The 23932-nt window shown below is 50.1% G+C and carries 26 protein-coding genes; 10 read left to right on the top strand and 16 right to left on the bottom strand.

The features are described from left to right. Positions 1–95: 95 nt before the first annotated feature. Positions 96–371, bottom strand: coding sequence for a DUF1471 family protein YjfY (gene yjfY, locus ACJHYW_RS03180; protein ID WP_000492914.1), 276 nt, complete (start codon positions 369–371; stop codon positions 96–98). A 326-nt stretch (positions 372–697) separates the two neighbouring features. On the opposite strand from yjfY, the gene rpsF reads away from it, so the two are divergent. The 4 genes from rpsF to rplI are packed head-to-tail and all read left to right on the top strand — an operon-like array spanning position 698 to position 2137. Further along, complete coding sequence (gene rpsF / locus ACJHYW_RS03175; protein ID WP_001216676.1) at positions 698–1093, top strand: 30S ribosomal protein S6; 396 nt, start codon at positions 698–700, stop codon at positions 1091–1093. A 6-nt stretch (positions 1094–1099) separates the two neighbouring features. Further along, the gene (gene priB / locus ACJHYW_RS03170; RefSeq protein WP_001296681.1) at positions 1100–1414 is read left to right on the top strand and encodes a primosomal replication protein N; all 315 of its coding nucleotides are present in this window, start codon (positions 1100–1102) and stop codon (positions 1412–1414) included. 4 nt (positions 1415–1418) lie between these two features. Beyond that, positions 1419–1646, top strand: coding sequence for a 30S ribosomal protein S18 (gene rpsR, locus ACJHYW_RS03165; protein ID WP_000135199.1), 228 nt, complete (start codon positions 1419–1421; stop codon positions 1644–1646). Positions 1647–1687: 41 nt separating this feature from the next. Then, entirely contained in the window at positions 1688–2137 is a 450-nt protein-coding gene (rplI, locus tag ACJHYW_RS03160; RefSeq protein ID WP_410233340.1) for a 50S ribosomal protein L9, read from the top strand. Between the two features lie 111 nt (positions 2138–2248). Here the strand turns inward: rplI and ACJHYW_RS03155 are convergent, their stop codons facing one another. Genes ACJHYW_RS03155 through ACJHYW_RS03120 form a run of 8 tightly spaced genes read right to left on the bottom strand, consistent with a single transcriptional unit; the run spans position 2249 to position 11172 of the window. Continuing rightward, a complete protein-coding gene (locus ACJHYW_RS03155; protein ID WP_000695886.1) occupies positions 2249–3220 on the bottom strand; it encodes a TRAP transporter substrate-binding protein in 972 nt (323 codons plus the stop codon). Positions 3221–3272: 52 nt separating this feature from the next. After that, positions 3273–4574 (bottom strand): TRAP transporter large permease, encoded by a 1302-nt coding sequence (locus ACJHYW_RS03150; RefSeq protein WP_000386846.1) that lies wholly within the window; start codon positions 4572–4574, stop codon positions 3273–3275. Positions 4575–4616: 42 nt separating this feature from the next. After that, positions 4617–5093: a TRAP transporter small permease gene (locus ACJHYW_RS03145; RefSeq protein WP_001361378.1), complete on the bottom strand. Its 477-nt coding sequence runs from the start codon at positions 5091–5093 to the stop codon at positions 4617–4619. 20 nt (positions 5094–5113) lie between these two features. Beyond that, the gene (locus tag ACJHYW_RS03140) at positions 5114–7195 is read right to left on the bottom strand and encodes an FAD-binding protein (protein ID WP_000080365.1); all 2082 of its coding nucleotides are present in this window, start codon (positions 7193–7195) and stop codon (positions 5114–5116) included. Next, entirely contained in the window at positions 7192–8733 is a 1542-nt protein-coding gene (locus ACJHYW_RS03135; RefSeq protein ID WP_001226989.1) for an acyl CoA:acetate/3-ketoacid CoA transferase, read from the bottom strand. Before ACJHYW_RS03135 ends, ACJHYW_RS03140 begins: the two co-directional genes overlap by 4 nt. A 9-nt stretch (positions 8734–8742) precedes the next feature. Next, positions 8743–9519, bottom strand: coding sequence for an enoyl-CoA hydratase/isomerase family protein (locus ACJHYW_RS03130; protein ID WP_112916890.1), 777 nt, complete (start codon positions 9517–9519; stop codon positions 8743–8745). A 9-nt stretch (positions 9520–9528) separates the two neighbouring features. Continuing rightward, the gene (locus tag ACJHYW_RS03125) at positions 9529–10371 is read right to left on the bottom strand and encodes a sugar phosphate isomerase/epimerase family protein (protein ID WP_022646472.1); all 843 of its coding nucleotides are present in this window, start codon (positions 10369–10371) and stop codon (positions 9529–9531) included. 9 nt (positions 10372–10380) lie between these two features. Beyond that, a complete protein-coding gene (locus tag ACJHYW_RS03120; RefSeq protein ID WP_000843394.1) occupies positions 10381–11172 on the bottom strand; it encodes a 3-ketoacyl-ACP reductase in 792 nt (263 codons plus the stop codon). Between the two features lie 212 nt (positions 11173–11384). On the opposite strand from ACJHYW_RS03120, the gene ACJHYW_RS03115 reads away from it, so the two are divergent. Continuing rightward, positions 11385–12032 (top strand): TetR/AcrR family transcriptional regulator, encoded by a 648-nt coding sequence (locus ACJHYW_RS03115; RefSeq protein WP_001317585.1) that lies wholly within the window; start codon positions 11385–11387, stop codon positions 12030–12032. On the opposite strand, the gene ytfB is transcribed toward ACJHYW_RS03115, so the two are convergent. Beyond that, the gene (gene ytfB, locus ACJHYW_RS03110) at positions 12016–12654 is read right to left on the bottom strand and encodes a cell division protein YtfB (RefSeq protein WP_016246812.1); all 639 of its coding nucleotides are present in this window, start codon (positions 12652–12654) and stop codon (positions 12016–12018) included. The genes ACJHYW_RS03115 and ytfB overlap by 17 nt on opposite strands. A 217-nt stretch (positions 12655–12871) precedes the next feature. Here ytfB and fklB point away from each other — a divergent pair, with 217 nt between their 5' ends. Together fklB and cycA are read left to right on the top strand one after the other, a co-directional pair. Next, positions 12872–13492: an FKBP-type peptidyl-prolyl cis-trans isomerase gene (gene fklB / locus ACJHYW_RS03105; RefSeq protein WP_000211225.1), complete on the top strand. Its 621-nt coding sequence runs from the start codon at positions 12872–12874 to the stop codon at positions 13490–13492. Positions 13493–13800: 308 nt separating this feature from the next. Then, complete coding sequence (gene cycA / locus ACJHYW_RS03100) at positions 13801–15213, top strand: D-serine/D-alanine/glycine transporter (protein ID WP_000228346.1); 1413 nt, start codon at positions 13801–13803, stop codon at positions 15211–15213. Positions 15214–15257: 44 nt separating this feature from the next. Here the strand turns inward: cycA and ytfE are convergent, their stop codons facing one another. The 3 genes from ytfE to qorB all read right to left on the bottom strand — a co-directional run bounded on the left by ytfE (position 15258) and on the right by qorB (position 17961). Beyond that, positions 15258–15920 carry an iron-sulfur cluster repair protein YtfE gene (gene ytfE / locus ACJHYW_RS03095; protein WP_000331457.1) on the bottom strand — a complete coding sequence of 221 codons (663 nt, stop codon included), beginning with the start codon at positions 15918–15920 and terminating at the stop codon, positions 15258–15260. A 107-nt stretch (positions 15921–16027) separates the two neighbouring features. Beyond that, on the bottom strand, positions 16028–16993 hold the full coding sequence (locus ACJHYW_RS03090) for a DMT family transporter (RefSeq protein ID WP_015674818.1): 966 nt from the start codon (positions 16991–16993) through the stop codon (positions 16028–16030). Between the two features lie 107 nt (positions 16994–17100). Then, positions 17101–17961, bottom strand: a complete 861-nt coding sequence (gene qorB, locus ACJHYW_RS03085; protein ID WP_061092751.1) for an NAD(P)H:quinone oxidoreductase — start codon at positions 17959–17961, stop codon at positions 17101–17103. Between the two features lie 88 nt (positions 17962–18049). Between qorB and ACJHYW_RS03080 the strand changes: the two genes are divergently transcribed. Next, positions 18050–18430, top strand: coding sequence for a winged helix-turn-helix transcriptional regulator (locus tag ACJHYW_RS03080; protein ID WP_021555865.1), 381 nt, complete (start codon positions 18050–18052; stop codon positions 18428–18430). Between the two features lie 127 nt (positions 18431–18557). Here the strand turns inward: ACJHYW_RS03080 and cpdB are convergent, their stop codons facing one another. Next, positions 18558–20501: a 2',3'-cyclic-nucleotide 2'-phosphodiesterase gene (gene cpdB / locus ACJHYW_RS03075; protein WP_061092750.1), complete on the bottom strand. Its 1944-nt coding sequence runs from the start codon at positions 20499–20501 to the stop codon at positions 18558–18560. A gap of 189 nt (positions 20502–20690) precedes the next feature. Here cpdB and cysQ point away from each other — a divergent pair, with 189 nt between their 5' ends. Next, a complete protein-coding gene (cysQ, locus tag ACJHYW_RS03070; protein WP_000886909.1) occupies positions 20691–21431 on the top strand; it encodes a 3'(2'),5'-bisphosphate nucleotidase CysQ in 741 nt (246 codons plus the stop codon). Here the strand turns inward: cysQ and ACJHYW_RS03065 are convergent. Continuing rightward, on the bottom strand, positions 21421–21978 hold the full coding sequence (locus ACJHYW_RS03065; RefSeq protein WP_000175289.1) for a YtfJ family protein: 558 nt from the start codon (positions 21976–21978) through the stop codon (positions 21421–21423). The two genes, cysQ and ACJHYW_RS03065, sit on opposite strands and share 11 nt — an antisense overlap. Positions 21979–22302: 324 nt before the next feature. Here ACJHYW_RS03065 and ACJHYW_RS03060 point away from each other — a divergent pair, with 324 nt between their 5' ends. Continuing rightward, a complete protein-coding gene (locus tag ACJHYW_RS03060) occupies positions 22303–22509 on the top strand; it encodes a DUF1107 domain-containing protein (RefSeq protein ID WP_000689228.1) in 207 nt (68 codons plus the stop codon). Between the two features lie 60 nt (positions 22510–22569). On the opposite strand, the gene ACJHYW_RS03055 is transcribed toward ACJHYW_RS03060, so the two are convergent. After that, positions 22570–23913, bottom strand: coding sequence for a hemolysin family protein (locus tag ACJHYW_RS03055; protein ID WP_000935036.1), 1344 nt, complete (start codon positions 23911–23913; stop codon positions 22570–22572). Between the last annotated feature and the right edge of the window lie 19 nt (positions 23914–23932).

The following is a 23932-nucleotide window of genomic DNA, read 5'->3' as shown; positions in this document are numbered from 1 at the left end:
ATAACTGGTCTAATTCCGCAGCCGTTTTTCAAAAAAAGCCCCCTGCGAAGGGGGCAAAGCAAACTATGGCAATGTTTCGTTGGTTATACCTGGTGCTAGCGATAAATATCCGCGCTGGCGTGCATATTGCCGTTACTTCCCGGTTCCCGCATCAGAATCACGTGGTAGTACGTTGCGCCCTGCGCATCTGTCTCTTCATTTAATGCCTGACGTGCTTCACTTTCAGTGGCGAAGTTATGGTTGATATAAATCACGCCTAAGCTTTGCACATCGTCCATATTTCTGGCCTGGTGGTTATTAATTTCAATGGCTGCCCATGTATTTGCACTTAGCAAAAGCACAGCCAGAAGGGCTAAAACACGACTGAACATAGATACCTCCTCGACGGCTGACTTTGTGTGCTCTCCTCTGTGATGATCTTCTGATTTAATTTTAATCAATGATAAAGAAGTTGATGGTGACCATTTCTGATGCAGTTGTTCAAAAAAACACCATGATGAAGTGTGATGAACTCCAAATCAGCGGTTTAGAGGTTATTTGCGAAAGGGGAGATTTATTTCGGCTCTGCCCTTGAGTTTAGCGGGGTATGTCAGTACTATAACGCGTCATTTTTCAGCCGACCTTTAACACGTTCCTTGCCTCCCCGGGATTCGGCTGACCCAGACAGGAGGCTGAATAATCCGTAAGGAGCAATTCGATGCGTCATTACGAAATCGTTTTTATGGTCCATCCTGACCAGAGCGAACAGGTTCCGGGCATGATCGAGCGCTACACTGCTGCCATCACTGGTGCAGAAGGCAAGATCCACCGTCTGGAAGACTGGGGTCGCCGTCAGCTGGCTTACCCGATCAACAAACTGCACAAAGCACACTACGTTCTGATGAACGTTGAAGCTCCGCAGGAAGTGATCGATGAGCTGGAAACTACCTTCCGCTTCAACGATGCCGTTATCCGCAGCATGGTTATGCGTACCAAGCACGCTGTTACCGAAGCATCTCCGATGGTTAAAGCGAAAGACGAGCGCCGTGAGCGTCGCGATGATTTCGCAAACGAAACCGCTGATGATGCTGAAGCTGGGGATTCTGAAGAGTAATTTCTGATGACCAACCGTCTGGTGTTGTCCGGCACCGTGTGCAGGACTCCCCTTCGAAAGGTCAGTCCATCAGGAATTCCTCACTGCCAGTTCGTGCTTGAGCATCGTTCTGTGCAGGAGGAAGCCGGCTTTCACCGGCAGGCGTGGTGTCAAATGCCCGTTATTGTTAGCGGACACGAAAACCAGGCCATTACTCACAGTATAACGGTCGGCAGTCGCATAACCGTTCAGGGGTTCATTTCATGCCACAAGGCAAAGAACGGACTGAGCAAAATGGTTTTGCATGCCGAGCAGATTGAATTGATAGATTCTGGAGACTAGCCATATGGCACGTTATTTCCGTCGTCGCAAGTTCTGCCGTTTCACCGCGGAAGGCGTTCAAGAGATCGACTATAAAGATATCGCTACGCTGAAAAACTACATCACCGAAAGCGGTAAGATTGTCCCAAGCCGTATCACCGGTACCCGTGCAAAATACCAGCGTCAGCTGGCTCGCGCTATCAAACGCGCTCGCTACCTGTCCCTGCTGCCGTACACTGATCGCCATCAGTAATCGGTCACGGTCCATTAATACGACTTTGAGAGGATAAGGTAATGCAAGTTATTCTGCTTGATAAAGTAGCAAACCTGGGTAGCCTGGGTGATCAGGTAAACGTTAAAGCGGGCTATGCTCGTAACTTCCTGGTACCGCAGGGTAAAGCTGTTCCAGCTACCAAGAAAAACATTGAATTCTTCGAAGCACGTCGCGCTGAACTGGAAGCTAAACTGGCTGAAGTTCTGGCAGCTGCTAATGCTCGCGCTGAGAAAATCAATGCACTGGAAACTGTTACCATCGCGTCTAAAGCTGGCGACGAAGGTAAACTGTTCGGTTCCATCGGTACTCGCGACATCGCTGACGCTTTAACTGCAGCTGGCGTTGAAGTGGCTAAGAGCGAAGTTCGTCTGCCGAACGGCGTTCTGCGTACCACTGGCGAACACGAAGTGAGCTTCCAGGTTCACAGCGAAGTATTCGCGAAAGTGATCGTAAACGTAGTAGCTGAATAATTCGTTATTCAACGAGACGTAAAAACGCCGACCATTGGTCGGCGTTTTGCTTTTGTAGCGAGCACTTGCAGATATCGATAAGGGCCACAATAAGCAGCCCTACGAAGATAATTACTTAGCTGCCTGAATATCAGCCAGCATTGGGGCAAGGGCTGGGTTGTCCTTAGCGAAGTTTGCGTACATTGGCTGTACTTTCTCGATAAACGGAGCTTTATCTACCTGGTAGACTTTCACGCCCATTTTATCCAGTTTTGCAAATTCTTGTTTCTCTTCCTCGCTCCACAAGTCTTTCATGTAGCTCATTGATTCTTTAGCTGCTTTTAATATAACTGCCTGATTTTCCGGGCTAAGTTTATCAAACGCAGCATTGCTCATCAGAACCACATCGGGAACCATAGTGTGTTCGTCAAGGCTGAAGGATTTTGCCACTTCACCGTGACGCATGGTGGTCAGCGCCATCACGCTGTTTTCTGCCATATCGACCACACCCTGCTGTAAGGCTGTATACAACTCGCCGTAATCCAGTGGCGTCGGGTTACCGCCCATGACTTTGATCATTTCAACTGCGCCAGGACTTGGCTGGACACGGACTTTCATGCCTTTGAGATCGTCTGGTTTCAGTACTGGTTTATTGCCGTAGAAACTGCGGGCGCCTCCATCATAAAAAGTCAGCCCGAAATAACCTTTGCTTTTCGTTGAGTCGAGGATTTTTCTCCCGATATCGCCCTGCATGACCTGATAATAATGATCACGATCGCGGAACAAATAAGGCAGGCTAAATAATTTATAGGAATTTTCAAATGCTTCCATTTCTGCCGCGTTGGTTTTTACCAGTGGAATAGCGCCAGAACGAATCAGCTCCATTGTTTCTCGTTGAGTACCCAATGTTCCATTTGGATAAATACGAATAGTAATATCACCGTTAGAGTACTCTTTGCTCTTTTTCGCAAAGAACTCCATCGCTTTATGAACAGGATGAGACTTATCCTGATTATGACTCAGTTTTAATGTCACTGCCCAGGACTGGCTTGCGGATAACATAAGAACAGCACCGATAATGCCAGCGGATACTTTTATTTTCATAGATGTTCCTTTTCTAATAAATATGGCGGCAGGTGCCGCCAGTGAATGCGCATCAGTAACCCAGTGCTCTTGGCAATGCCATACTGATTTGCGGAATATAGGTCACCATTGCCAGCACCAATACCATCACGGCATAAAATGGCAGCATAGGTTTGATAATTTTATTAATCGGTAATTTAGATACACTACAACCGACAAATAACACACTGCCTACAGGCGGAGTACAAATACCGATACACATGTTCAGTACCATGACAATACCAAAGTGAATCGGGTCCATGCCCAGTTCGGTGACAACCGGTAAAAATATCGGCGTAAAAATCAGTACCGCCGGTGTCATATCCATAAAAGTGCCGATAATCAACAGGATAATATTGATAATAAGCAGGATTATTATTGGGTTGTCAGAAATAGTGTTAAGCAAATCGAGAATCAGGAAGGGAACGTCAGCGTTTGACATCGCCCATGACATTCCCATCGAAGAACCAATTAATAACAAGACAATTGCAGTGGTAATAACGGATTCCAGAAATATTTTAGGTAAATCTTTAACTGAGATTTCACGATAAAGAACCAGTGCAAGGAAAAGGGTATAAATTACTGCAATTGCGGAGGCCTCTGTCGGGGTAAAAATACCACTTAATACACCCCCCATAATTAAAATAATCAGGAAAATACTGGGGATAGCCATCCATATCGCAACGCCAGCCTGGCGTAAAGTCGGGCGTTCTGGCTTTGGATAACCGCGACGTACCGCGATAATACCGGCTATTACCATCAGTGCCAGACCCAGCAAAATTCCCGGAACATAACCCGCCAGAAACAGTGCGGCAATAGAAGTACCACCACTGACCAGTGAATAGACGATTAACGTATTACTTGGTGGAATAAGCAAACCCGTCGGGGCAGAGGCAACGTTAACCGCAGTACTGAATGCCGGGTCGTAGCCCTCTTTAACCTGTTGCGGATGCATGACGCCGCCCATCGCAGCCGCCGAAGCCACGGCTGAACCAGAAATTGCCCCGAACAGCATATTGGCGAGAATATTACAGTGGGCAAGTGAGCCTGGCAGACGACCGCCGAGAATACGGGCAAAGTTGATTAATCGTCGCGCTATTCCTCCATGATTCATAATGTTGCCAGACAAGATAAAAAATGGGATTGCCAACAACGTAAAACTATCTAACCCGGAGGCTAACTTTTGGGAAACCACACTCAATGCTGAGTTGAAATCGAGTTGTGTGGAAATTGATGCCAGTGTCGATAAACCAATGGCATAAACAATAGGTACACCTAATGCCAACATAAAAAAGAAGGCACCAAATAACACAATAATCGGTAACCAGTAATCCATAATTTCTCCATTCCTACTATGGTTGGTTGTTGTTTGTTATCTTTAGAGTGGTTGTTTAAGTTCGGTTAAAACCATATCTATGGTGTATATAATAATAAGTACACCACTCATCGGGATGCTCATATAGATATATCCCATTTGCCAGCCTAAAGCGGGCGAGGTCTGACCTGAATCGAATGTATCCATCGTTAATAGCCCACCACCATATACCATAATGATGGTAGCGAAGATAATAACGATAATCTGAATACACAAAAATAAATGACGTCGGGCTTTTCCTTTCAGCATCATAGGTATCAGGTCAATCGCCAGATGCCGGTTTTGCCCTGCGGTGTATGCCCCACCAAAAAGTCCAAGACAAATAAAGAGCAAACGGCTGAGTTCATCTGTAAAAATACTGGGACTAGTAAATATAAATCGTGCAGCCACCTGCCACGTCACACATGCCACGATGATCGCCAAAATGGTAATGTTCAATGCTGCAAGTAGAGCATTAATAGATCTAATTATATTTCGCATAGTGATTAACCTTTGCAATATCATTCATCCTGTGGCTGGTAAATTGTCCCATTAAGAAAACCAGGCCAGTTTTTTTCAAACCAAATACCTCGGATAATAGGAAACTCACGAACAGGTGTTTCTCTGACGTGAAAGATACCGTTGCAATAATGAATAAGTAGTTTATCTTTTTTATCCTCAGTACGCTCTGAACGAAAGCGCCAGGCATCACAAAAACCATTTCGTGTTTGCGGAATAGAATTTCCATCACTGTCGAGAATAATACGTGCTCCCCGGCTACCACCACCTGCGTCAATATAATGCGTCAATTGCGTTAATACGGCGGCAGAAGTCAGTGCCATATGCCGCCACATAAACAGCTCGGCAACTTCGCCCACATGTTTGATTGCCAATCCATGCTGTTGGACAAATTCACTCAATAGCAGGGCATCACGAGTGGCACGTCGAACTTTATCGGCATGGCAAATAAATCCCGCATAGTCAGACATTCGTGCCTGAATTTTTTCTCTCACAATCGACAACGGCATCCCGGTCCCGTTATCGTGCGCCTGAGTAATGATCTCTCTTATAGAAGCCAGTGCCGGAGCTGCCAGCTGTGCAATATCTCCATCAATATTCCGCTTTTGCGTGCAACCAATAAAGCGCGCCAGACGAACAGCAAAAACCTGCCCGGCATTCAACGCCGCGCCGCCAGGTCGGGTGACGCCGTGTGTGCCAGCAACTTCCCCCACTGCAAAACAACCGGGCAGAGATGTTTGTCCCCAGATATCGACTTCAATGCCGCCATTCATGTGCTGATTATTCATGGCAAACTGCAATGGCTGCGTGGTGAGATCGTAACCGTGCATCTTATACAGCGAGATAGACAGCGGATTCATTCGTTGCAGTCGTTCGATGGGCGATGGTGCCAGAGCGTCGTTATTTTCCAGATACGCGCGAACGTCGTCGTCCAGTCGATCTAATGAGAAGGGCAAATCACCAGGCACCGCTACAGGATTACGATTGAAATCCATAAATACCTGACGCCCTGATTGCTGCTCTTGCGCCACCGCCATATCTAACAAGCTGGAGCCAAAATCCATTACCCGCGTGGCGTGGAACGGCCACTGATAGCCTTTACGGAAGATGTTTGAAGCCAGCTCCTGGGTGGTGCGATAGTAATCCGCGAGGAAGTTATACTCGTTACCCTCAGCATCCACGGAATAGATATATGGGATCACCTGCACATAGGTGCCGGACAAATTCCACGGAAACGTGCTGCGCGGCGTGCCTATACCAAACTGGCTTTCGGTCAGATTAGTTAGTGTCAGGCCTTCCTCCAGCGCCAGCCCCAGCGAGCCAAAACATTTGTGTGGGTACACACTGTCGCGATAAAGCTCGCCAGGCCCTCCTGTTGCCAGTACCACATTGGGCGCAGTCACAATTGCCAGCCCCCATGGGTTAAGGGCGCGATGACCGGTCGCGAGGATTGCCCCCGCCACACGGTCTTCGCCGTTTTCGTCACGCTGATGCAGCAGTTTAATCACTGTTGCACTGGTCAACACTGGAATGGCGAGGCGCTGTACTTCTTCCAACAGCACTTTCACCATTAACCTTGAGGTACGCGGCCCACACGAGGTTGCACGCCCGGCTTCGTCATGGTCGGTTTGATAACGAAGAATCGCGCCATAGCGATCTTCCGGTAATTCCAGACCAAGATATTGCAACCCGCCAAGAGTGTGCAGAGAACCTACCGCTTCGACATAAGCGGTGTCATGATCCATCGCCCCACCGCTCGCCAGTGCTTCCGCCAGTTTGGCGAAGTTATCGCCGTTGCCCGCGGTAGCGGCGGTAAACAGCGTCTGTTTATCAGAGCCAGAACATGCCGATGTCCCCATATATAACCCGGCGGTGGCGATCAGCACATTTTGCTGGCGGCGTTTAAGTTCAACTGCCGCACGTAATCCTGCTGCGCCGCTACCAACGACTAGCGCATCAACTTGCCAGATCGGGTAATCGACATCTTCAACCGTGACAATTGACGCTGGCTCTGCTGACACAAAACCCTTTGGGAAAGTGACGTGTGTCAGCGCATCAAGGAGGGTGTCATCAAGCTGGCTCATGCATCCTCCATCGGCGTAAACAGGCTACTTTCCATCAGGCGTGGGTGCTTGATAATTGGACGGAAAGCCATATACGGCAGAATGTCGCGCTCAATCTCCACACCCGGTGCGATTTCAATTAATTCAACGCCTTCTGCCGTTAACTGGAATACTGCACGTTCAGTGATATACAACACTTCCTGACCGCTTTGCTGTGCGTAGGCGGCGCTAAAAGTGATTTTTTCCACCTGGGTAACCAGTTTAGGGATTTGACCTGACTGGGCGATATGCAAGCCATCTGGCGTTACATCGATCTTGCTACCTTTGGCGTCGAACGTGCCGCAGAACACCACTTTACGGGCGTTTTGCGCAATTTCGAGAAATCCGCCGGGGCCAATCAGATTGCCATTGAGATGGGAGACGTTGACGTTACCGTACTGATCCATCTCTCCCATGCCGAGGAAGGTGATATCGATCCCTCCGCCACTGTAGAACTCAAATTGATCGAGTGATGGAATAATGGCGTCGGCGTTGCGGGCGCAGCCGAAGAACGCATCATCCAGCATCATGCCGTTATGTACACCTTGCTCGACGCTCAGCCATAAACTTTGGTAAGGAACGCCTTCGCGCAGCGCTACGCCTGGAATACCGCCAGGAATACCAAAGCCAAAGTTGGTTGAAGCGCCAGCCACCAGTTCGCGTGCTGCCCGACGGGCAATCAGGCGGCGTACTGGATGACTAACCAGTTCAATAGCGTCGTTAGAACTCAGACGGCGATGTTGACCGCTAATGGTCAGGTCGTAACCGCCAAGATAGGTTTGCGGTTGTTCGCGGTGTTCAACGATGCCATCAACCAGAATGCCCGGTAATTTGACCCGGCGTGGTTCAATCGCGCCAGCTTCCAGCACATCGCGTACCTGTACGAACACTTTGCCGCCGCTGTTGTGTGCTGCCAGCGCCATCGAATAGCTATCCATATCAATCGCCTCTTCTTCGAGGCTGACGTTGCCTCGTGGATCGGCATAAGTGCCACGCAAAATCGCGTAATCCACTTTGAAAGGGCGATAACGAAGTTTGGTTTCACCATCGATTTCAATCAGTTCTACCAGGTCGTCGGTCGTGCATTCATTCGACTTACCGCCGCCATTGCGTGGATCAACAAACGATCCCAGCCCAACGTGGGTAAAAAGCCCCGGACGTCCGGCGCCGATCTCCCGTAGCAGTGCCTGAATCACGCCACCAGGAAAGCAGTAGGCTTCAATCGTGTTATTTTTTACCAGCGCCTGCATTTTGGGCGACCAGGTAAAGTGCCCGGCAATGATGCGTTTGAGCATATCTGCATGAGCGAAGCGGTTAGTGCCTTTGCAGTCGCGATCGCCAATGCCCAGCGAGTGGATTAATGTCAGATCGCGCGGGTGTCCGGTTTGCAGGAAACGCGCTTCAATAGCAGCCAGAATATGGTCCGCTTCCACCATTCCGCCGCCATTACCGCTAATGGCAATGGTTGCGCCGTCCTGAATTTGCGCCGCCAGTGTCTCGGTGGTTGTTATCTTACGCATACAATTTCCTTATTTATTTTGGAAGCTCACGCTACTTTTTTCGGCAAAGGCGCGCGTCGCCTGCTGGCAATCCTGAGTGGCGGACATTAATCCAGCCAGTAACTGGTGCGGGTAATCAGCATGTTTATTTTCCAGTGCCAGAATCAGTTGCTTGATATGTGCGAGCGCCACCGGACCGCATTTTTCCAGCTGCGCTAACTGATTCGCCATCCAGCTTTCCACCTGTTCTTTTTCTACCACTTCATCAATTAAATTCGCCGCCTGAGCTTCCTGCGCCGTCAGGCGTTTACCCAGCATCAGCATCTGGCGACCGACCACCGGGCCAACCTGATTAAGCACGCGTTCAATGCCCATCCAGCCAGGCACCATGCCGAGCATCACTTCCGGGTTAGAGAATTTCGCGCCGGGGCGGGCAATACGAATATCGCAGCACAAGGCGAGTTCAATCCCACCGCCAATGGTATGACCGTTGAGATTTGCAACCGTTAATTGGGGTAAATTGCGCAGGCGATTAAAAACCTCGTTACCGCGTTTAATCCATTTTCTGCCCATATCTAATGGCGAATAGGCCGACCACGATTTAATATCGCCGCCCGCACAAAAGAATTTATCGCCGGTTGCCGTTAATTCGACTAAGCGTAATGCCGTGTCATTTTCAATTTCATTTAAATAATGGTCGAGAGATTCGATCATTTCTTCATTAATAGCATGACATTTATCTTCACGGTTCAATGTCAGGCGGCAAGAAGCCGCCGCTCTGCTGAACAGAACGGGTTGGTCACTCATGATTATTCCTTAGCAATAATGCGCGATGCGATCGACGCTAATATCCAGTGTGCTGTCAATATCTTGCTGCCACCAATACGGTGAGAATATTTCCAGTTCAATAGCGCCATTAAATCCGGCGTTTTCAACCAGCCGACGAATTGACGGAATATTGATGACACCATCTCCCGGCATTCCACGGTCATTGACCAGATCGGTGGTCGGCACTAACCAGTCGGAAACATGAAACGCGAGGATGCGTTTTCCGGCACGCAGGATCTGACTGGCGAGATCCGGATCCCACCAGACATGGTAGACATCTACCGCCACGCCGAGGCCAAATTCGCCATCGGGATCGAGTTCATCACACCAGTCCAGCGCCTGACGTAACGTGCACAGACAAGAACGATCGGCAGCAGTCATCGGGTGCAGTGGCTCCAGTGCAATTGGCACACCGACATCTTTCGAATGTGGCAGCAACTGGCGAATCCCTTGTTTCACCTGTTCCCGCGCTTCGTACAGATCTTTTGTTCCCATTGGCAGACCGCCAACCACCTGCATATAACAGGCAGCGTTCAGTACAGCGGCGTCGTCCAGCGCCCGGCGGTTATCGTCAATCGCCAGTTTGCGCTCCGCCAGCGTCGGTGCGGTGTAGTAGGTGCTACGGCACAAACCGGAAACGTTTATGTTACTGGCAGCAAGCTGGCGGGCGATTTGCTGGAGATCTTCACCCTGCAACTCCCTGCGCCAGGGGGCAATTGCGCCAATACCGCGTGCGGCGCAGGCATCAATAATGGCGGGTAGCGGCGTTTTATAGCCCAGTGTTGCGGTATTGATACTGAATAAATCCGGGCGTTGTAACAGATCTCTCATGATTCAGCCTCAGAAGCGCGGCATACTTAAGCCGCCGTCGATGGCAACCGCCTGACCGCAGGTGTAAATCAGTTTACCTTCCGCCATCGCGCGGACAGTGGAAGCAATATCAGCCGGATAACCCCAACGTCCCCACGGCACCAGACCTTTGGCAATCAGTTCGTCGTAATAAGCCGTTGCCGGAATAGTCATATCAGTTTTGATGAGACCAGGGCGCACTTCATAAACGCCAATTTGTTCATTGCAAAGGCGAGCGGCAAACAGACGAGCTGCGGCGGAGACGGCAGTTTTGGCAATGGTATATTCGCCGCGATTCATCGCCAGCATGATGGCGTTGATGGAACTGACAAAAATAATCGAGCGGTGCGGCAGTTCTGCTTCCGGTTTCGGCTGTGCCAGTAAGCGCTTACTGAATGCCTGAGCAAGGAAGAACGGCGCGCGGGTGTTAATGGCAATGTTTTGATCGAAGCTGTCTGGTTCGAGGTCGAGGAGGTCACCGCGTTTTTTCACTGAAATGCCTGCGTTGTTGAGTAGACAGTCCAGACGTCCCCACTGGTTTTGCGCCGCGTCGAGCATCTCTTCATGAAGGGAGAGATCGCCCACATCAGCAGGGAAGCAAATCACTTCCACGCCTTCCGCCAGACATTCTTGTTGTGTGGCATGTAATTTTTCTACGCTATCCGCATCCGGACGATCATTAATCAGCAGATTAAATCCGCCACGCGCAAGCTCCAGCGCACAGCCCTTTCCAATACCACGAGCGGCTCCGGTAATCACGGCAACAGGACGAGTGGATTTCATACAATAGCTCTCTTTTTTTGAATTTTGTTTCCTTGGTGATGATTAGCTTGCGACTGGATGATAAAAAGATCAACCATCTAGTTGGTTGATATGCGATGGCGATCACAGGACATTTGATAACCTGATGAAAGTACAAGTTTTTGCCCTTTTTTCTGAAGCTGAAATCAAATCAGGTTATGATAGTCACCACGAAGAGGTCGTGGGGAAGCGTTATGTATCTTGATACCAGCAACGTACAGAGCCTGAAAGAAAAGCTGCTGTTATGCGCGGTTAATGAATTTGCCGAATATGGTTACGAAGGGGCCAGAGTCGATAATATTGTCAAGGCAGCAGGGTGCAGTAAACAGACGGTTTATCACCACTTTGGTAATAAAGAAAATTTATTTATCGAAGTACTGGAATATACCTGGAACGATATTCGACAAAAAGAAAAGGCCCTTGATTTCTCAGATCTTCCGCCACAGAAAGCCATTGAGAAAATAATCGATTTTACATGGGATTATTATATTTCTAATCCCTGGTTTTTAAAAATTGTGCATAGTGAAAATCAAAGTAAGGGTGTGCATTATGCAAAGTCACAGCGTCTTTTAGAAATTAACCATGCGCACTTGCAGTTAATGGAATCCTTATTGGATGAAGGGAAGAAACACAATATTTTTAAGCCAGATATCGACCCATTGCAGGTGAATATTAATATTGCTGCGCTTGGGGGATATTATTTGATCAACCAGCATACGCTTGGCCTGGTTTATCACATCAGTATGGTTTCACCCCAGGCACTGGAAGCCAGACGTAAGGTCATCAAAGAGACAATCCTTAGCTGGCTTTTGGTTGACCCTTCATCTACCGCGCACGAATAAAACTGCCATCCGGCTGGCGGGTAAACAGGACCTGTTGATTATTCCCCGTATCAATGGTTAAGCCCGTCACCACGCCGCTGGCGTTCTGGCGGATTTTCACCATCTGCCCGTTTTGCAAATTACTCAGCGGCTTACCCGCGCCTTCTACCTGCGCCATGGCATAGACATCGGTAGCGGGCAGTCCGTGGTCGCGGAACAGCTGCGCCATCGTTTTACCGGGTTCGACACGATAGGAGCGCCATTGATTATCAATTCCGCTATCTGGCTGGAATGGTTGCGTATGGGTGGTTTGCGGCTGCTCTTCTGGCTGGCCTTCCTGTATTGGTTCTGGAGCGACCGGAGCCACCTGATCAGGATCATTTTGTGGCGTGACTAATTGCGCCCGCAGCTGTTCTTCTGTCGGTGGTTGTGATTGCGACTGAATATCTAACTGCGCTTCACGCGTCACCACTGGCGCGTTGGGCGTATCATCAGATGGAAGCAGAAATCCGACTACCAATACAATGGCGGCAATAATGATCCCCCGACGATGCATCGGCGGCAGCGGGTCCATGAAGCGAAAATTGTCCGGCGCGTGCCAGACTTTCTCCAGGGTTGGTTTTAGTTCAAAGCGCCCGGGCATGGTTTCCTCCTGCTCCGCGTCTTGTTCCTCAATCATAGCCTATGAATAAGCTAACGCTATGATGTCCGTGGTAAACCCGCCTTTATTATATTCATACGGGATATTGCTATTGTTTCTTTTTCCCCGGGATTTGTCATCATTCCCGCGACAAAGTTTTACCCAAAGAAGTGTGGCTGATATGCTGCCCGCTACTTTATACCCTAAGAAAGGAAATACGATGACCACCCCAACTTTTGACACCATCGAAGCGCAAGCAAGCTACGGCATTGGTTTGCAGGTAGGGCAACAACTGAGTGAATCTGGCCTGGAAGGGCTGCTGCCAGAAGCACTGGTTGCAGGCATTGCCGATGCGCTGGAAGGCAAACATCCGGCTGTTCCGGTTGATGTGGTGCACCGCGCGCTGCGTGAAATCCACGAACGCGCCGATGCCGTTCGTCGTCAGCGTTTCCAGGCGATGGCTGCTGAAGGTGTGAAATACCTGGAAGAAAACGCCAAAAAAGAAGGTGTAAATAGCACCGAATCTGGCCTGCAATTCCGCGTGATCAACCAGGGCGAAGGCGCAATTCCGGCACGTACCGACCGCGTTCGTGTTCATTACACCGGAAAACTGATCGACGGCACCGTGTTTGACAGCTCCGTTGCTCGCGGCGAGCCAGCTGAATTCCCGGTTAATGGTGTGATCCCTGGCTGGATTGAAGCACTGACTCTGATGCCGGTAGGTTCTAAATGGGAACTGACTATCCCGCAGGAACTGGCATATGGCGAGCGCGGCGCTGGCGCGTCCATCCCTCCGTTCAGCACCCTGGTGTTTGAAGTCGAACTGCTGGAAATCCTCTAAGCAGCGCATTCTGTTCCCTTCGAACCAGAGGGGAGCAGGCATTCAGCAATAACTCCTTCAGTTTGCCAAACGGCGCTATTTTATGTTGCAAAGACCCTGTAAGCGTGTATTTTTGTGAGCTGTTTCGCGTTATCACCGTGATATGACACTCACTTTAAACATAAAATTAACATTAGATCTAAATCTTAGTATTCATCCCGCGTATTGTTACCTAATATCGATGAGTCCCGATACAGATTCGTCGTATCATAGACTGACTAAAGGCCGTAGAGCCTGAACAACACAGACAGGTACAGGAAGAAAAAAACATGGTAGATCAGGTAAAAGTCGTTGCCGATGATCAGGCTCCGGCTGAACAGTCGCTACGGCGCAATCTCACAAACCGACATATTCAGCTTATTGCCATTGGCGGTGCCATTGGTACAGGGTTGTTTATGGGGTCCGGCAAAACGATTAGCCTTGCCGGGCCGTCGATCATTTTCGTTTATATGATCATCGGTTTTATGCTCTTTTTCGTGATGCGGGCAATGGGGGAATTGCTGCTTTCGAATCTGGAATACAAATCTTTTAGTGACTTCGCTTCCGATTTACTCGGGCCGTGGGCAGGATATTTCACCGGCTGGACTTACTGGTTCTGCTGGGTTGTAACCGGTATGGCAGACGTGGTGGCGATCACGGCTTATGCTCAGTTCTGGTTCCCCGATCTCTCCGACTGGGTCGCCTCGCTGGCGGTGATAGTGCTGCTGCTGACGCTTAACCTCGCCACCGTGAAAATGTTCGGTGAGATGGAGTTCTGGTTTGCGATGATCAAAATCGTCGCCATTGTGTCGCTGATAGTCGTCGGCCTGGTCATGGTGGCGATGCACTTTCAGTCACCGACCGGTGTGGAAGCGTCATTCGCGCATTTGTGGAATGATGGCGGCTGGTTCCCGAAAGGTTTAAGTGGCTTCTTTGCCGGATTCCAGATAGCGGTTTTCGCTTTCGTAGGGATTGAGCTGGTAGGTACCACCGCTGCGGAAACCAAAGATCCAGAGAAATCACTGCCACGCGCGATTAACTCCATTCCGATCCGTATCATTATGTTCTACGTCTTCGCGCTGATTGTGATTATGTCCGTGACGCCGTGGAGTTCGGTAGTCCCGGAGAAAAGCCCGTTTGTTGAACTGTTCGTGTTGGTGGGTCTGCCTGCTGCCGCCAGCGTGATTAACTTTGTGGTGCTGACCTCTGCCGCTTCTTCCGCTAACAGCGGTGTCTTCTCTACCAGCCGTATGCTGTTTGGTCTGGCCCAGGAAGGTGTGGCACCGAAAGCGTTCGCTAAACTCTCTAAGCGCGCAGTACCCGCGAAAGGGCTGACCTTCTCCTGCATCTGTCTGCTCGGCGGCGTGGTGATGCTGTATGTGAATCCCAGCGTGATTGGCGCGTTCACGATGATCACGACCGTTTCCGCGATTCTGTTTATGTTCGTCTGGACGATTATCCTTTGCTCGTACCTGGTGTACCGCAAACAGCGTCCTCATCTGCATGAGAAGTCGATCTATAAGATGCCGCTCGGCAAGCTGATGTGCTGGGTATGTATGGCGTTCTTTGTGTTCGTGGTCGTGTTGCTGACACTGGAAGATGACACTCGCCAGGCGCTGCTGGTTACCCCGCTGTGGTTTATCGCGCTGGGGTTGGGCTGGTTGTTTATTGGTAAGAAGCGGGCTGCTGAACTGCGGAAATAACCGCATTATCATGCTGGATGGCGCAATGCCATCCAGCTTTTAGATCACTCACCCGCCAGTGCGCGCGGGAACAGCACATTATTTTCCAGGCTGATGTGCTCCATCAGGTCATCAATCAGTTCATTAATGCCGTTATACATCGCTTTCCAGGTGGTGCAGGCTTCCGGCGGCGGTGTGACGTTATTGGTAGTGTGTTTGATTACTTCCAGCAGTTCACCCGCTTCATCGTGCTCGCTTTCCATTACGCTGATTGGCCCCATTGCCTGGCTGCCCATGCCTTGTTTGATCATCGGGAAGAGGATCTGCTCTTCTTTCATCATGTGGCTGGAAAGCTCTTCATGCAGCATAGTCAGGTATTTTGTCAGCCCTTTTGGCACGCTCGGTTTGTCGGCGTGAACGCGCTCGACTTTAGTCGCTTGCAGAATCAGCTCCGGCAGCTGCTCGCGATGGCGATCGTGATAGCGCACAATAATGTGGTCGATGATTTCCGCCAGCGGGGCGCTACGCCAGTCTTTCTCAATCGGTTGTTCAGCAAGCTTTGCCAGTTCGGCTTCAATGACCTCAACATCCAGTTCTTTACGTGCCGCCGCGCGCGCCAGCGTCTGCTTACCGCCACAGCAGTAATCCATATCATATTTACGAAACAGAGCCGAAGCGCGAGGAATAGAGAGCGCCAGTTCACCTAAAGGTTGGTCGCGATAAGCCATAGCTGATACCTCATTCTTAATAAGATAAGATGCATTTTAAATGCATCTTTAAGGCAAAAGCTATAACCCTTACGTAGCAGAGGCTTATTTAACTCACTGCCAGCGTGTCAACTTTCTGAGACAGATTCAGTTAAAGGTTTTTCTGGTTTTGCTCTGACCGCGATGACCACGCCAATCACTAACAGCGCGATACCGCTCAGCGTCATTAGCGGCGGCATTTGCTGGCGGAGTAAAAAGGTGTACAGCAAACCTGCCAGCGTTTCGAAAACAATCAGCGGCCCGAGAATCACTGTCGGTAATCGCTGGCTGGCGACGTTCCAGCAGAGTGCGCCAACCCATGAGCAAAGCACGGCTATCGCAACCATCAGACTAATAAACACCAGCGGACGGGGGCCAAAGGGTAAGGAGAAGTCCGGCGTTTGCATATTCAGCCAGTAACAGGCGACGAGATAGCCGATGAGAGAAACCGGCAGCGTGACCAGCGCCTGCGCCGTCGCCCACATCATCGGATGTTTGTCGGGATTTTCCCGCAGCCAGCGGGCGTTGCGCAGGGCATACCATGCCCAGCAGACCACGGAAACTAACGCCAGCACGATGCCAGAGGTATAACGTGCCAAGTCAAAATCGGGGAGTCCGTGGTTTAACTCAGCAATATTCACACACGCCAGGCCGATGCCAATACAAACCAGTGCCGGGGCGAGTTTTCCCCATGCGAGTTTGCCGTCGCGCTGGCTATAAAGCAGATTGGCAAAAACGGGAATCACCACCGGCAGGGTGCCGATAATCATCGTGGAAACAGGCGCGCCAGTACGTTGAATGGCACTTGCAAGGCAGAAGTAATAGATAAGGTTGCCCATCATGGTGAGCATCAAGGCGGTAAGCCAGTCGCGACGCGCCAACTGACGCAGACGCACGCGTCCCAGCCAGGCAATGGGCAGCGCAATTAACCCTAACGCCAGATAACGCCCCATCGACTGCAACATCGCCGGGTATTCCGGTACGATCAACGGCCCGACAAAAATAAGCCCCCACATCAACCCTGCTAACAGGGCGTACAACACGCCGCTAATCATTACTGGCATCCATTGATCTGTCAGAAGAAAGTTCAGGAAGCAGACATGATTGCTCCCGGCATCCCGTCATTATCAGAGAGGATGCGGGAGGATGCCACTTTAATTAACTAGTTATTAACATTAAAAAGATGGCTTACGCTTTCGGCTAACGTTGTCGTTGGGCGGCCAATCAGTTTGCTAAGCGTTTTGCTGTTATCAAACAGACCGCCTTTCGATGCGCCAACGTCAGAATTCGCCAGCATATCCGCCAGTCCGTCGGGCAGTCCGACGCTTTTCAGTGCCGCGGCGAAATCGGCTTCGCTCAGATTTTGATAGGTAACGGATTTTCCGCTCTGTTTGGTCAGCTCTGCCGCTAACTGTGTCAACGTCCAGGCACTATCGCCCGCCAGTTCGTAAACCTTGCCTTCGTGACCGGCTTCGCTAATCACGCGTGCCGCAGCTGCCGCATAATCTGCCCGCGTTGCTGAGGCGATTTTGCCATCGCCCGCCGCACCGATAAATACGCCGTGTTCCAGTGCTGCCGGGGCGCTGGCGAGGTAGTTTTCGCTGTACCAGCCGTTGCGCAGCAGGGTGTAAACGATGCCAGAATCAGCCAGCATTTTCTCCGTCTCGATGTGCTCATCGGCGAGGCCGAGCGGGGAGGTATCTGCATGTAGCAGGCTGGTATAAGCGATAAATTTCACGCCAGCCGCCTTTGCGGCATTAATAACATTACGATGCTGCGGGGCACGTTGACCCACTTCGCTGGAAGAGATCAGCAGTAGTTTTTCCACTCCCTGAAGTGCAGATGTCAGTGCGGCTTCATAGCTGTAGTCAGCCTGACGCACGGTAATGCCTTGTGCTGCCAGGGCCTGGGCTTTTGCCGGATTACGAACGATAGCCACTATTTGGCTGGCAGGAACCGTTTTCATCAAGGATTCAATAACATAGTGACCAAGTTGGCCAGTGGCACCAGTAATAGCGATCATGGGAAGTCTCCATCGTTTTGTCTTGTGTTTAAATACGCTAACACTTAAACTTACTTTTAGTAAGTACGCACAAAAAGGTAAGTATGAAATGAGTCAGGTTAGCCTGTCGCAACAACTGAAAGAGGGAAATCTCTTTGCGGAACAGTGCCCGTCGCGCGAGGTGTTGAAACACGTCACCAGCCGTTGGGGGGTGTTGATTCTGGTGGCGCTACGCGAAGGTACTCATCGCTTTAGCGACCTGCGGCGCAAAATGGGCGGGGTGAGTGAAAAGATGCTTGCGCAGTCGTTACAGGCATTAGAACAGGATGGTTTTCTTAACCGTATCGCGTATCCGGTGGTGCCGCCGCATGTGGAATATAGCCTCACGCCGCTGGGCGAGCAGGTGAGCGAAAAGGTTGCTGCACTGGCGGACTGGATTGAGTTGAATTTGCCCAAGGTGTTAGCGGTGCGGGATGAACGTGCGGCATAACTGCCGGATGCGCTGCGCTTATCCGGACTACGGTTCATGGCTTGTAGGGCGGATAAGATGCGTCAGCATCGCATCCGACAAAAGTGCCGGATGCGGTTGATGATTTATAGGCCGAAAAAGAAGTGTATTACTTACTCAAATCCACCTGATAAATTGCAAACCCGATATCATCGGTCGCGACTTTATTCATCGGATATTGCCCTTTCTCTTTAATAAACGCTGCGGCTTTATCTGACGGAGAGGTTTCGAAACGGATATCCAGTTTCTTATCGCCAGCTATCGGTGCTAAACGCCAGTTGTTATCTGCCGCCGGGTGAATTTCCCCCGCACGTTTCGACTCTTCAGCAATCCACGCTGCCAGCACCGAGCGGTTCTCATCCGGTGAAGCAAAAGCGATATGGCTGTCGCCCGTACCGGCAAATTTGCCACCGTAAGCGCGATAGTTATTGGTGGCAACGAGGAACATGGCGTTCGGATCAATCGGCTTGCCATTAAAGGTCAGGTTCTTAATCCTTTCCGCATTGGCATTAACCATCTGGCACTCGCCGTCATAACGGGCAGGCTGGGTAACATCAATCTGATAATTCACACCATCAATAACATCAAAGTTATAGGTGCGGAAACCATCCCAGTTGATGAGTGACTGTGGTTTCGTGCTGTTAGGATCAATCTGGTTAAACTGTCCGGCAGAGCATTCCAGCCACTCTTTCACCTCTTTACCGCTGGCTTTCACCACAATCAGCGTATTGGGATAGAGATAAAGATCGGCGGCATTACGGAAGGTCAACTGGCCTTTTTCCACCTCCACATAGCTTGCCGGGTCATTTTTGCGACCACCAACTTTAAACGGTGCGGCAGCTGAAAGCACTGGCAGTTTTGCCAGATCCGGATCGCCCTGAATGTAATGCTCGACATACGCTTTTTGCGCGTTGTTCACCACCTGCACGGTCGGATCGTCCTGCACCAGTGCCAGATAGCTATACATATTGTCGGCAGATTTACCGATTGGCTTGCTGACGAACTGGCGTGTGGCATCGTGATCGGCTTTGAGTGTTTCTACCAGCTTGCTGTCTTCCGCCGCGAGGGATTTTTTATTAGCGATGTCGTAAATCGGTCGTGCTTCCGCTTTCGCCTGTGTTACCTGCCATTTACCGCTGTCATTACTGAGTTGTAAGTCGACCACACCAAGATGATCGCCCCACATGCCTGGCATTACCGCCGGAACACCATTCAGCGTGCCTTTCGCGATATCAGCTCCTTCGATATCAGCAAAATCTTTACCTGGGAAAACGGCGTGAGCATGGCCAAACATAATGGCGTTAACGCCCGGAATTTCACTGAGGTAATAAACTGAGTTTTCCGCCATCACTTTATACGGATCGGCAGACAGCCCGGAATGCGCCAGAACGACAACGACATCGGCACCTTTCTCGCGCATTTCAGGCACGTATTTGCGCACGGTTTCGGTAATATCATTCACCGTCACTTTCCCGGATAAATTAGCTTTATCCCAGCCCATGATTTGCGGCGGTACGACGCCAATATAGCCAATCTTCAGCGTCTGTTTTTTTCCGTCTTTATCGACCACTTCGGTGTCTTTAATTAAATACGGCGTAAACATTGGCTGTTTGGTTCTGGCGTCAATGACGTTGGCATTTACATAAGGGAATTTCGCTCCCGCCAGCGCATTTTTCAGGTAATCCAGACCGTAGTTAAACTCATGGTTGCCAAGCGTGCCGACGGTATAGTCCAGCGTATTTAATGCCTTATACACTGGGTGAATATCACCTGCTTTTAATCCTTTCGCCGACATGTAATCTGCCAGCGGACTCCCCTGAATCAAATCGCCGTTATCGACCAGTACGCTGTTTTTCACTTCATTGCGGGCATCGTTAATCAGGCTTGCCGTACGTACCAGTCCGAATTTTTCCGTGGCGGTGTCTTTGTAATAATCGAAATCCATCATGTTGCTATGCAGATCAGTGGTTTCCATGATACGCAGATCGACCGTCGCTGCATTCACACTGGCGGCAATCAGCGTGGCCAGGAGCGTTGCGCTAAACTTAATCATCAGGGACATCCTTTTATCATCGGGAATACGAAAGAAAAGGGAGAATAAACGTCTTACTTATAGAACAGTGAAGAATGCCACAATTTTACGCTTTGAAAATGATGACACTATCACAGTTGGCGCATTCATTAACGATAGGGTATAAGTAAAACAATAAGTTAACACCGCTCACAGAGACGAGGTGGAGAAATGTTAGATCAAGTATGCCAGCTTGCACGGAATGCAGGCGATGCCATTATGCAGGTCTACGACGGGACGAAACCGATGGACGTCGTCAGCAAAGCGGACAATTCTCCGGTAACGGCAGCGGATATTGCCGCACACACCGTTATCATGGACGGTTTACGTACGCTGACACCGGATATTCCGGTCCTTTCTGAAGAAGATCCTCCCGGTTGGGAAGTCCGTCAGCACTGGCAGCGTTACTGGCTGGTAGACCCGCTGGATGGTACTAAAGAGTTTATTAAACGTAATGGCGAATTTACCGTTAACATTGCGCTCATCGACCACGGCAAACCGATTTTAGGTGTGGTGTATGCGCCGGTAATGAACGTAATGTACAGCGCGGCAGAAGGCAAAGCGTGGAAAGAAGAGTGCGGCGTGCGCAAGCAGATTCAGGTCCGTGATGCGCGCCCGCCGCTGGTGGTGATCAGCCGTTCCCATGCAGATGCGGAGCTGAAAGAGTATCTGCAACAGCTTGGCGAACATCAGACCACGTCCATCGGCTCTTCGCTGAAATTCTGCCTGGTGGCGGAAGGACAGGCGCAGCTGTACCCGCGTTTCGGGCCAACGAATATTTGGGATACCGCCGCTGGTCATGCTGTGGCTGCGGCTGCCGGAGCGCACGTTCACGACTGGCAGGGTAAACCGCTGGATTACACTCCGCGCGAGTCGTTCCTGAATCCGGGGTTCAGAGTGTCTATTTATTAATTAATTTATGCAGCAGGTCCATCACTTGCTGCACCTCTTCCTGAGTAAGCGCCCCGTCTTTGGCCCATTGCACGCGACCGTCTTTATCCAGCACCACTACAGCGGAACTTTTTTCATCCAGCTGCCAGGCACCGCGTGCGACGCCATTGCTATCAACAATAAACTGCGACCAGGGATAAAGCTTTTTATTACTCTCCAGACTGCTGCGCACAAACATGCCGGAACCCGGAATTGCGTCGTCGGTGTTAACAATGGTGGTGGTCTGGTAACGATCGTGCGGTAACTTCGCTGATTTAATCGCTTCAATCAGCGTCGCGTTTTTCTCTTTTGCAGAGGTGCGACCAGCAATATGTTGCAGTACTCGCACTTTTCCCACTAACTGCGCGCTGTTCCAGGTTTTGTAGCTAAACTGATCTTTATCAAGCACCAACTCGCCACGATCGGTGATGCCAATCGGCGGCACTCGCTGACCGGTTTCGAACTGATGTGCGGAAGCCATCATCGGCAACAGCAGGCAGGTGAGTGCCAGAATCTTGCGTAGGGTCATGGTGTTTCCTTCTTATGATATGCAGGTGATCCGACCACTTGGGTCTGAGTTTTAATCATATGTGCTATTTATCGAATTTCCCGCAAGTGTGATGCCAGTTTGCGGTCAAGCGCACAAATCATATGAAAAATGAATGCTTATACTGAAGACCGCGCTTCGGTAAAAAGATAATTCTGAATAATTGTAACCTTTAGGTAAAAAAAGTTATACGCGGTGGAAACATTGCCCGGATAGTCTATAGTCACTAGGCATTAAAATTTGCGCCTCATAATCGTTGGGCCGATTGTGGCACCGCACAGGCGTAATACTCAGCAGGAGATAACAATGAAAATTTTCCAACGGTACAACCCACTTCAGGTGGCGAAGTACGTAAAGATCCTGTTCCGTGGACGGTTATACATCAAGGACGTTGGCGCTTTTGAATTTGATAAGGGTAAGATTCTTATCCCAAAAGTGAAGGATAAGCTGCATTTGTCAGTGATGTCCGAAGTTAACCGTCAGGTTATGCGTCTGCAAACAGAGATGGCTTAACCAAAGTGCTATGCAGTAATAAGACGGCTCCTGATTCGGGAGCCGTTGATGTTTCTGGGGTTACGCGACGCTTTCTTCTTTATCTTTAGCGTCAGGCAGTTTTGGCGAAAGGGCGGTGGCCTTGCTGTCGATTCGGGTCACCAGCAGCTGGTCGATGCGGTAGTTATCGATATCCACAACTTCAAATTTGTAGCCGGCGAATTTCACCGAATCGGTGCGTTTCGGGATCTTACGCAGCATAAACATCATAAAGCCGCCGATGGTTTCGTAGTTGCCCGACTGCGGGAACTCGTCAATATCCAGCACGCGCATGACGTCGTCAATCGGGGTGCCGCCGTCAATCAGCCATGAGTTCTCATCACGGGCGACAATCTGCTCTTCCAGCCCCTGACCGACCAGATCGCCCATCAGCGTGGTCATCACGTCGTTGAGGGTGATGATCCCCACTACCAGCGCGTACTCGTTCATGATCACCGCGAAGTCTTCACCTGCGGTTTTAAAACTTTCCAACGCTTCTGAAAGGGTTAACGTATCCGGCACAATCAGCGTGTTGCGAATTTGTACGCCGCTGTTCAGTGCCAGGCTTTGGTTAGCCAGCACGCGGTTCAGCAGGTCTTTAGAATCGACATATCCGATGATGTGGTCAATATCTTCATTACAGACGAGAAACTTAGAGTGCGGATGTTCCGCCACCTTATTCTTCAGACTTTGCTCATCTTCGTGGAGATCAAACCAAATCACGTTTTCACGCGGTGTCATTGAAGACGGAACGGTACGGGATTCCAGCTCAAAGACGTTTTCAATCAGCTCGTGTTCCTGTTTACGTAACACGCCTGCCAGCGCACCGGCTTCCACTACCGCGTAGATGTCATCAGAAGTGATGTCATCTTTACGTACCATTGGCAGTTTGAAAATACGGAAGATTATGTTCGCCAGTCCGTTGAAGAACCACACCAGCGGGGTGCAAACGTACAGGCAGAAGCGCATCGGGTTGATGATACGCAAAGCCACAGCTTCTGGCGCAATCATACCGATGCGTTTCGGGGTTAAATCCGCAAACAGGATAAACATGCCAGTCACTAACGAGAAAGAGAGAATAAAGCTCAGTTGCTCAGAGAGTTCTGCCGACATATAGCGGGAGAACAGGCTGTGAAAAGCTGGAGAAAATGCCGCATCACCGACGATACCGCCGAGAATCGCCACTGCGTTCAGACCGATTTGGACCACGGTAAAGAACATGCCGGGATTTTCCTGCATATTCAGAACGCGTTGGGCATTTATATTGCCTTCATCAGCCAGCAGTTTAAGTTTGATTTTGCGTGAGGCGGCAAGCGAGATCTCGGACATCGAGAAGAACGCACTTACAGCGATCAAACAGAGTATGACTAAAATACTGTTTAACATATCTTATCCGACCTTTTAG

This window comes from Escherichia sp. WS3063 (assembly GCF_046486595.1).
Lineage (GTDB): Bacteria > Pseudomonadota > Gammaproteobacteria > Enterobacterales > Enterobacteriaceae > Escherichia > Escherichia coli.
This window is presented reverse-complemented; position numbering and strand designations above follow the sequence as displayed.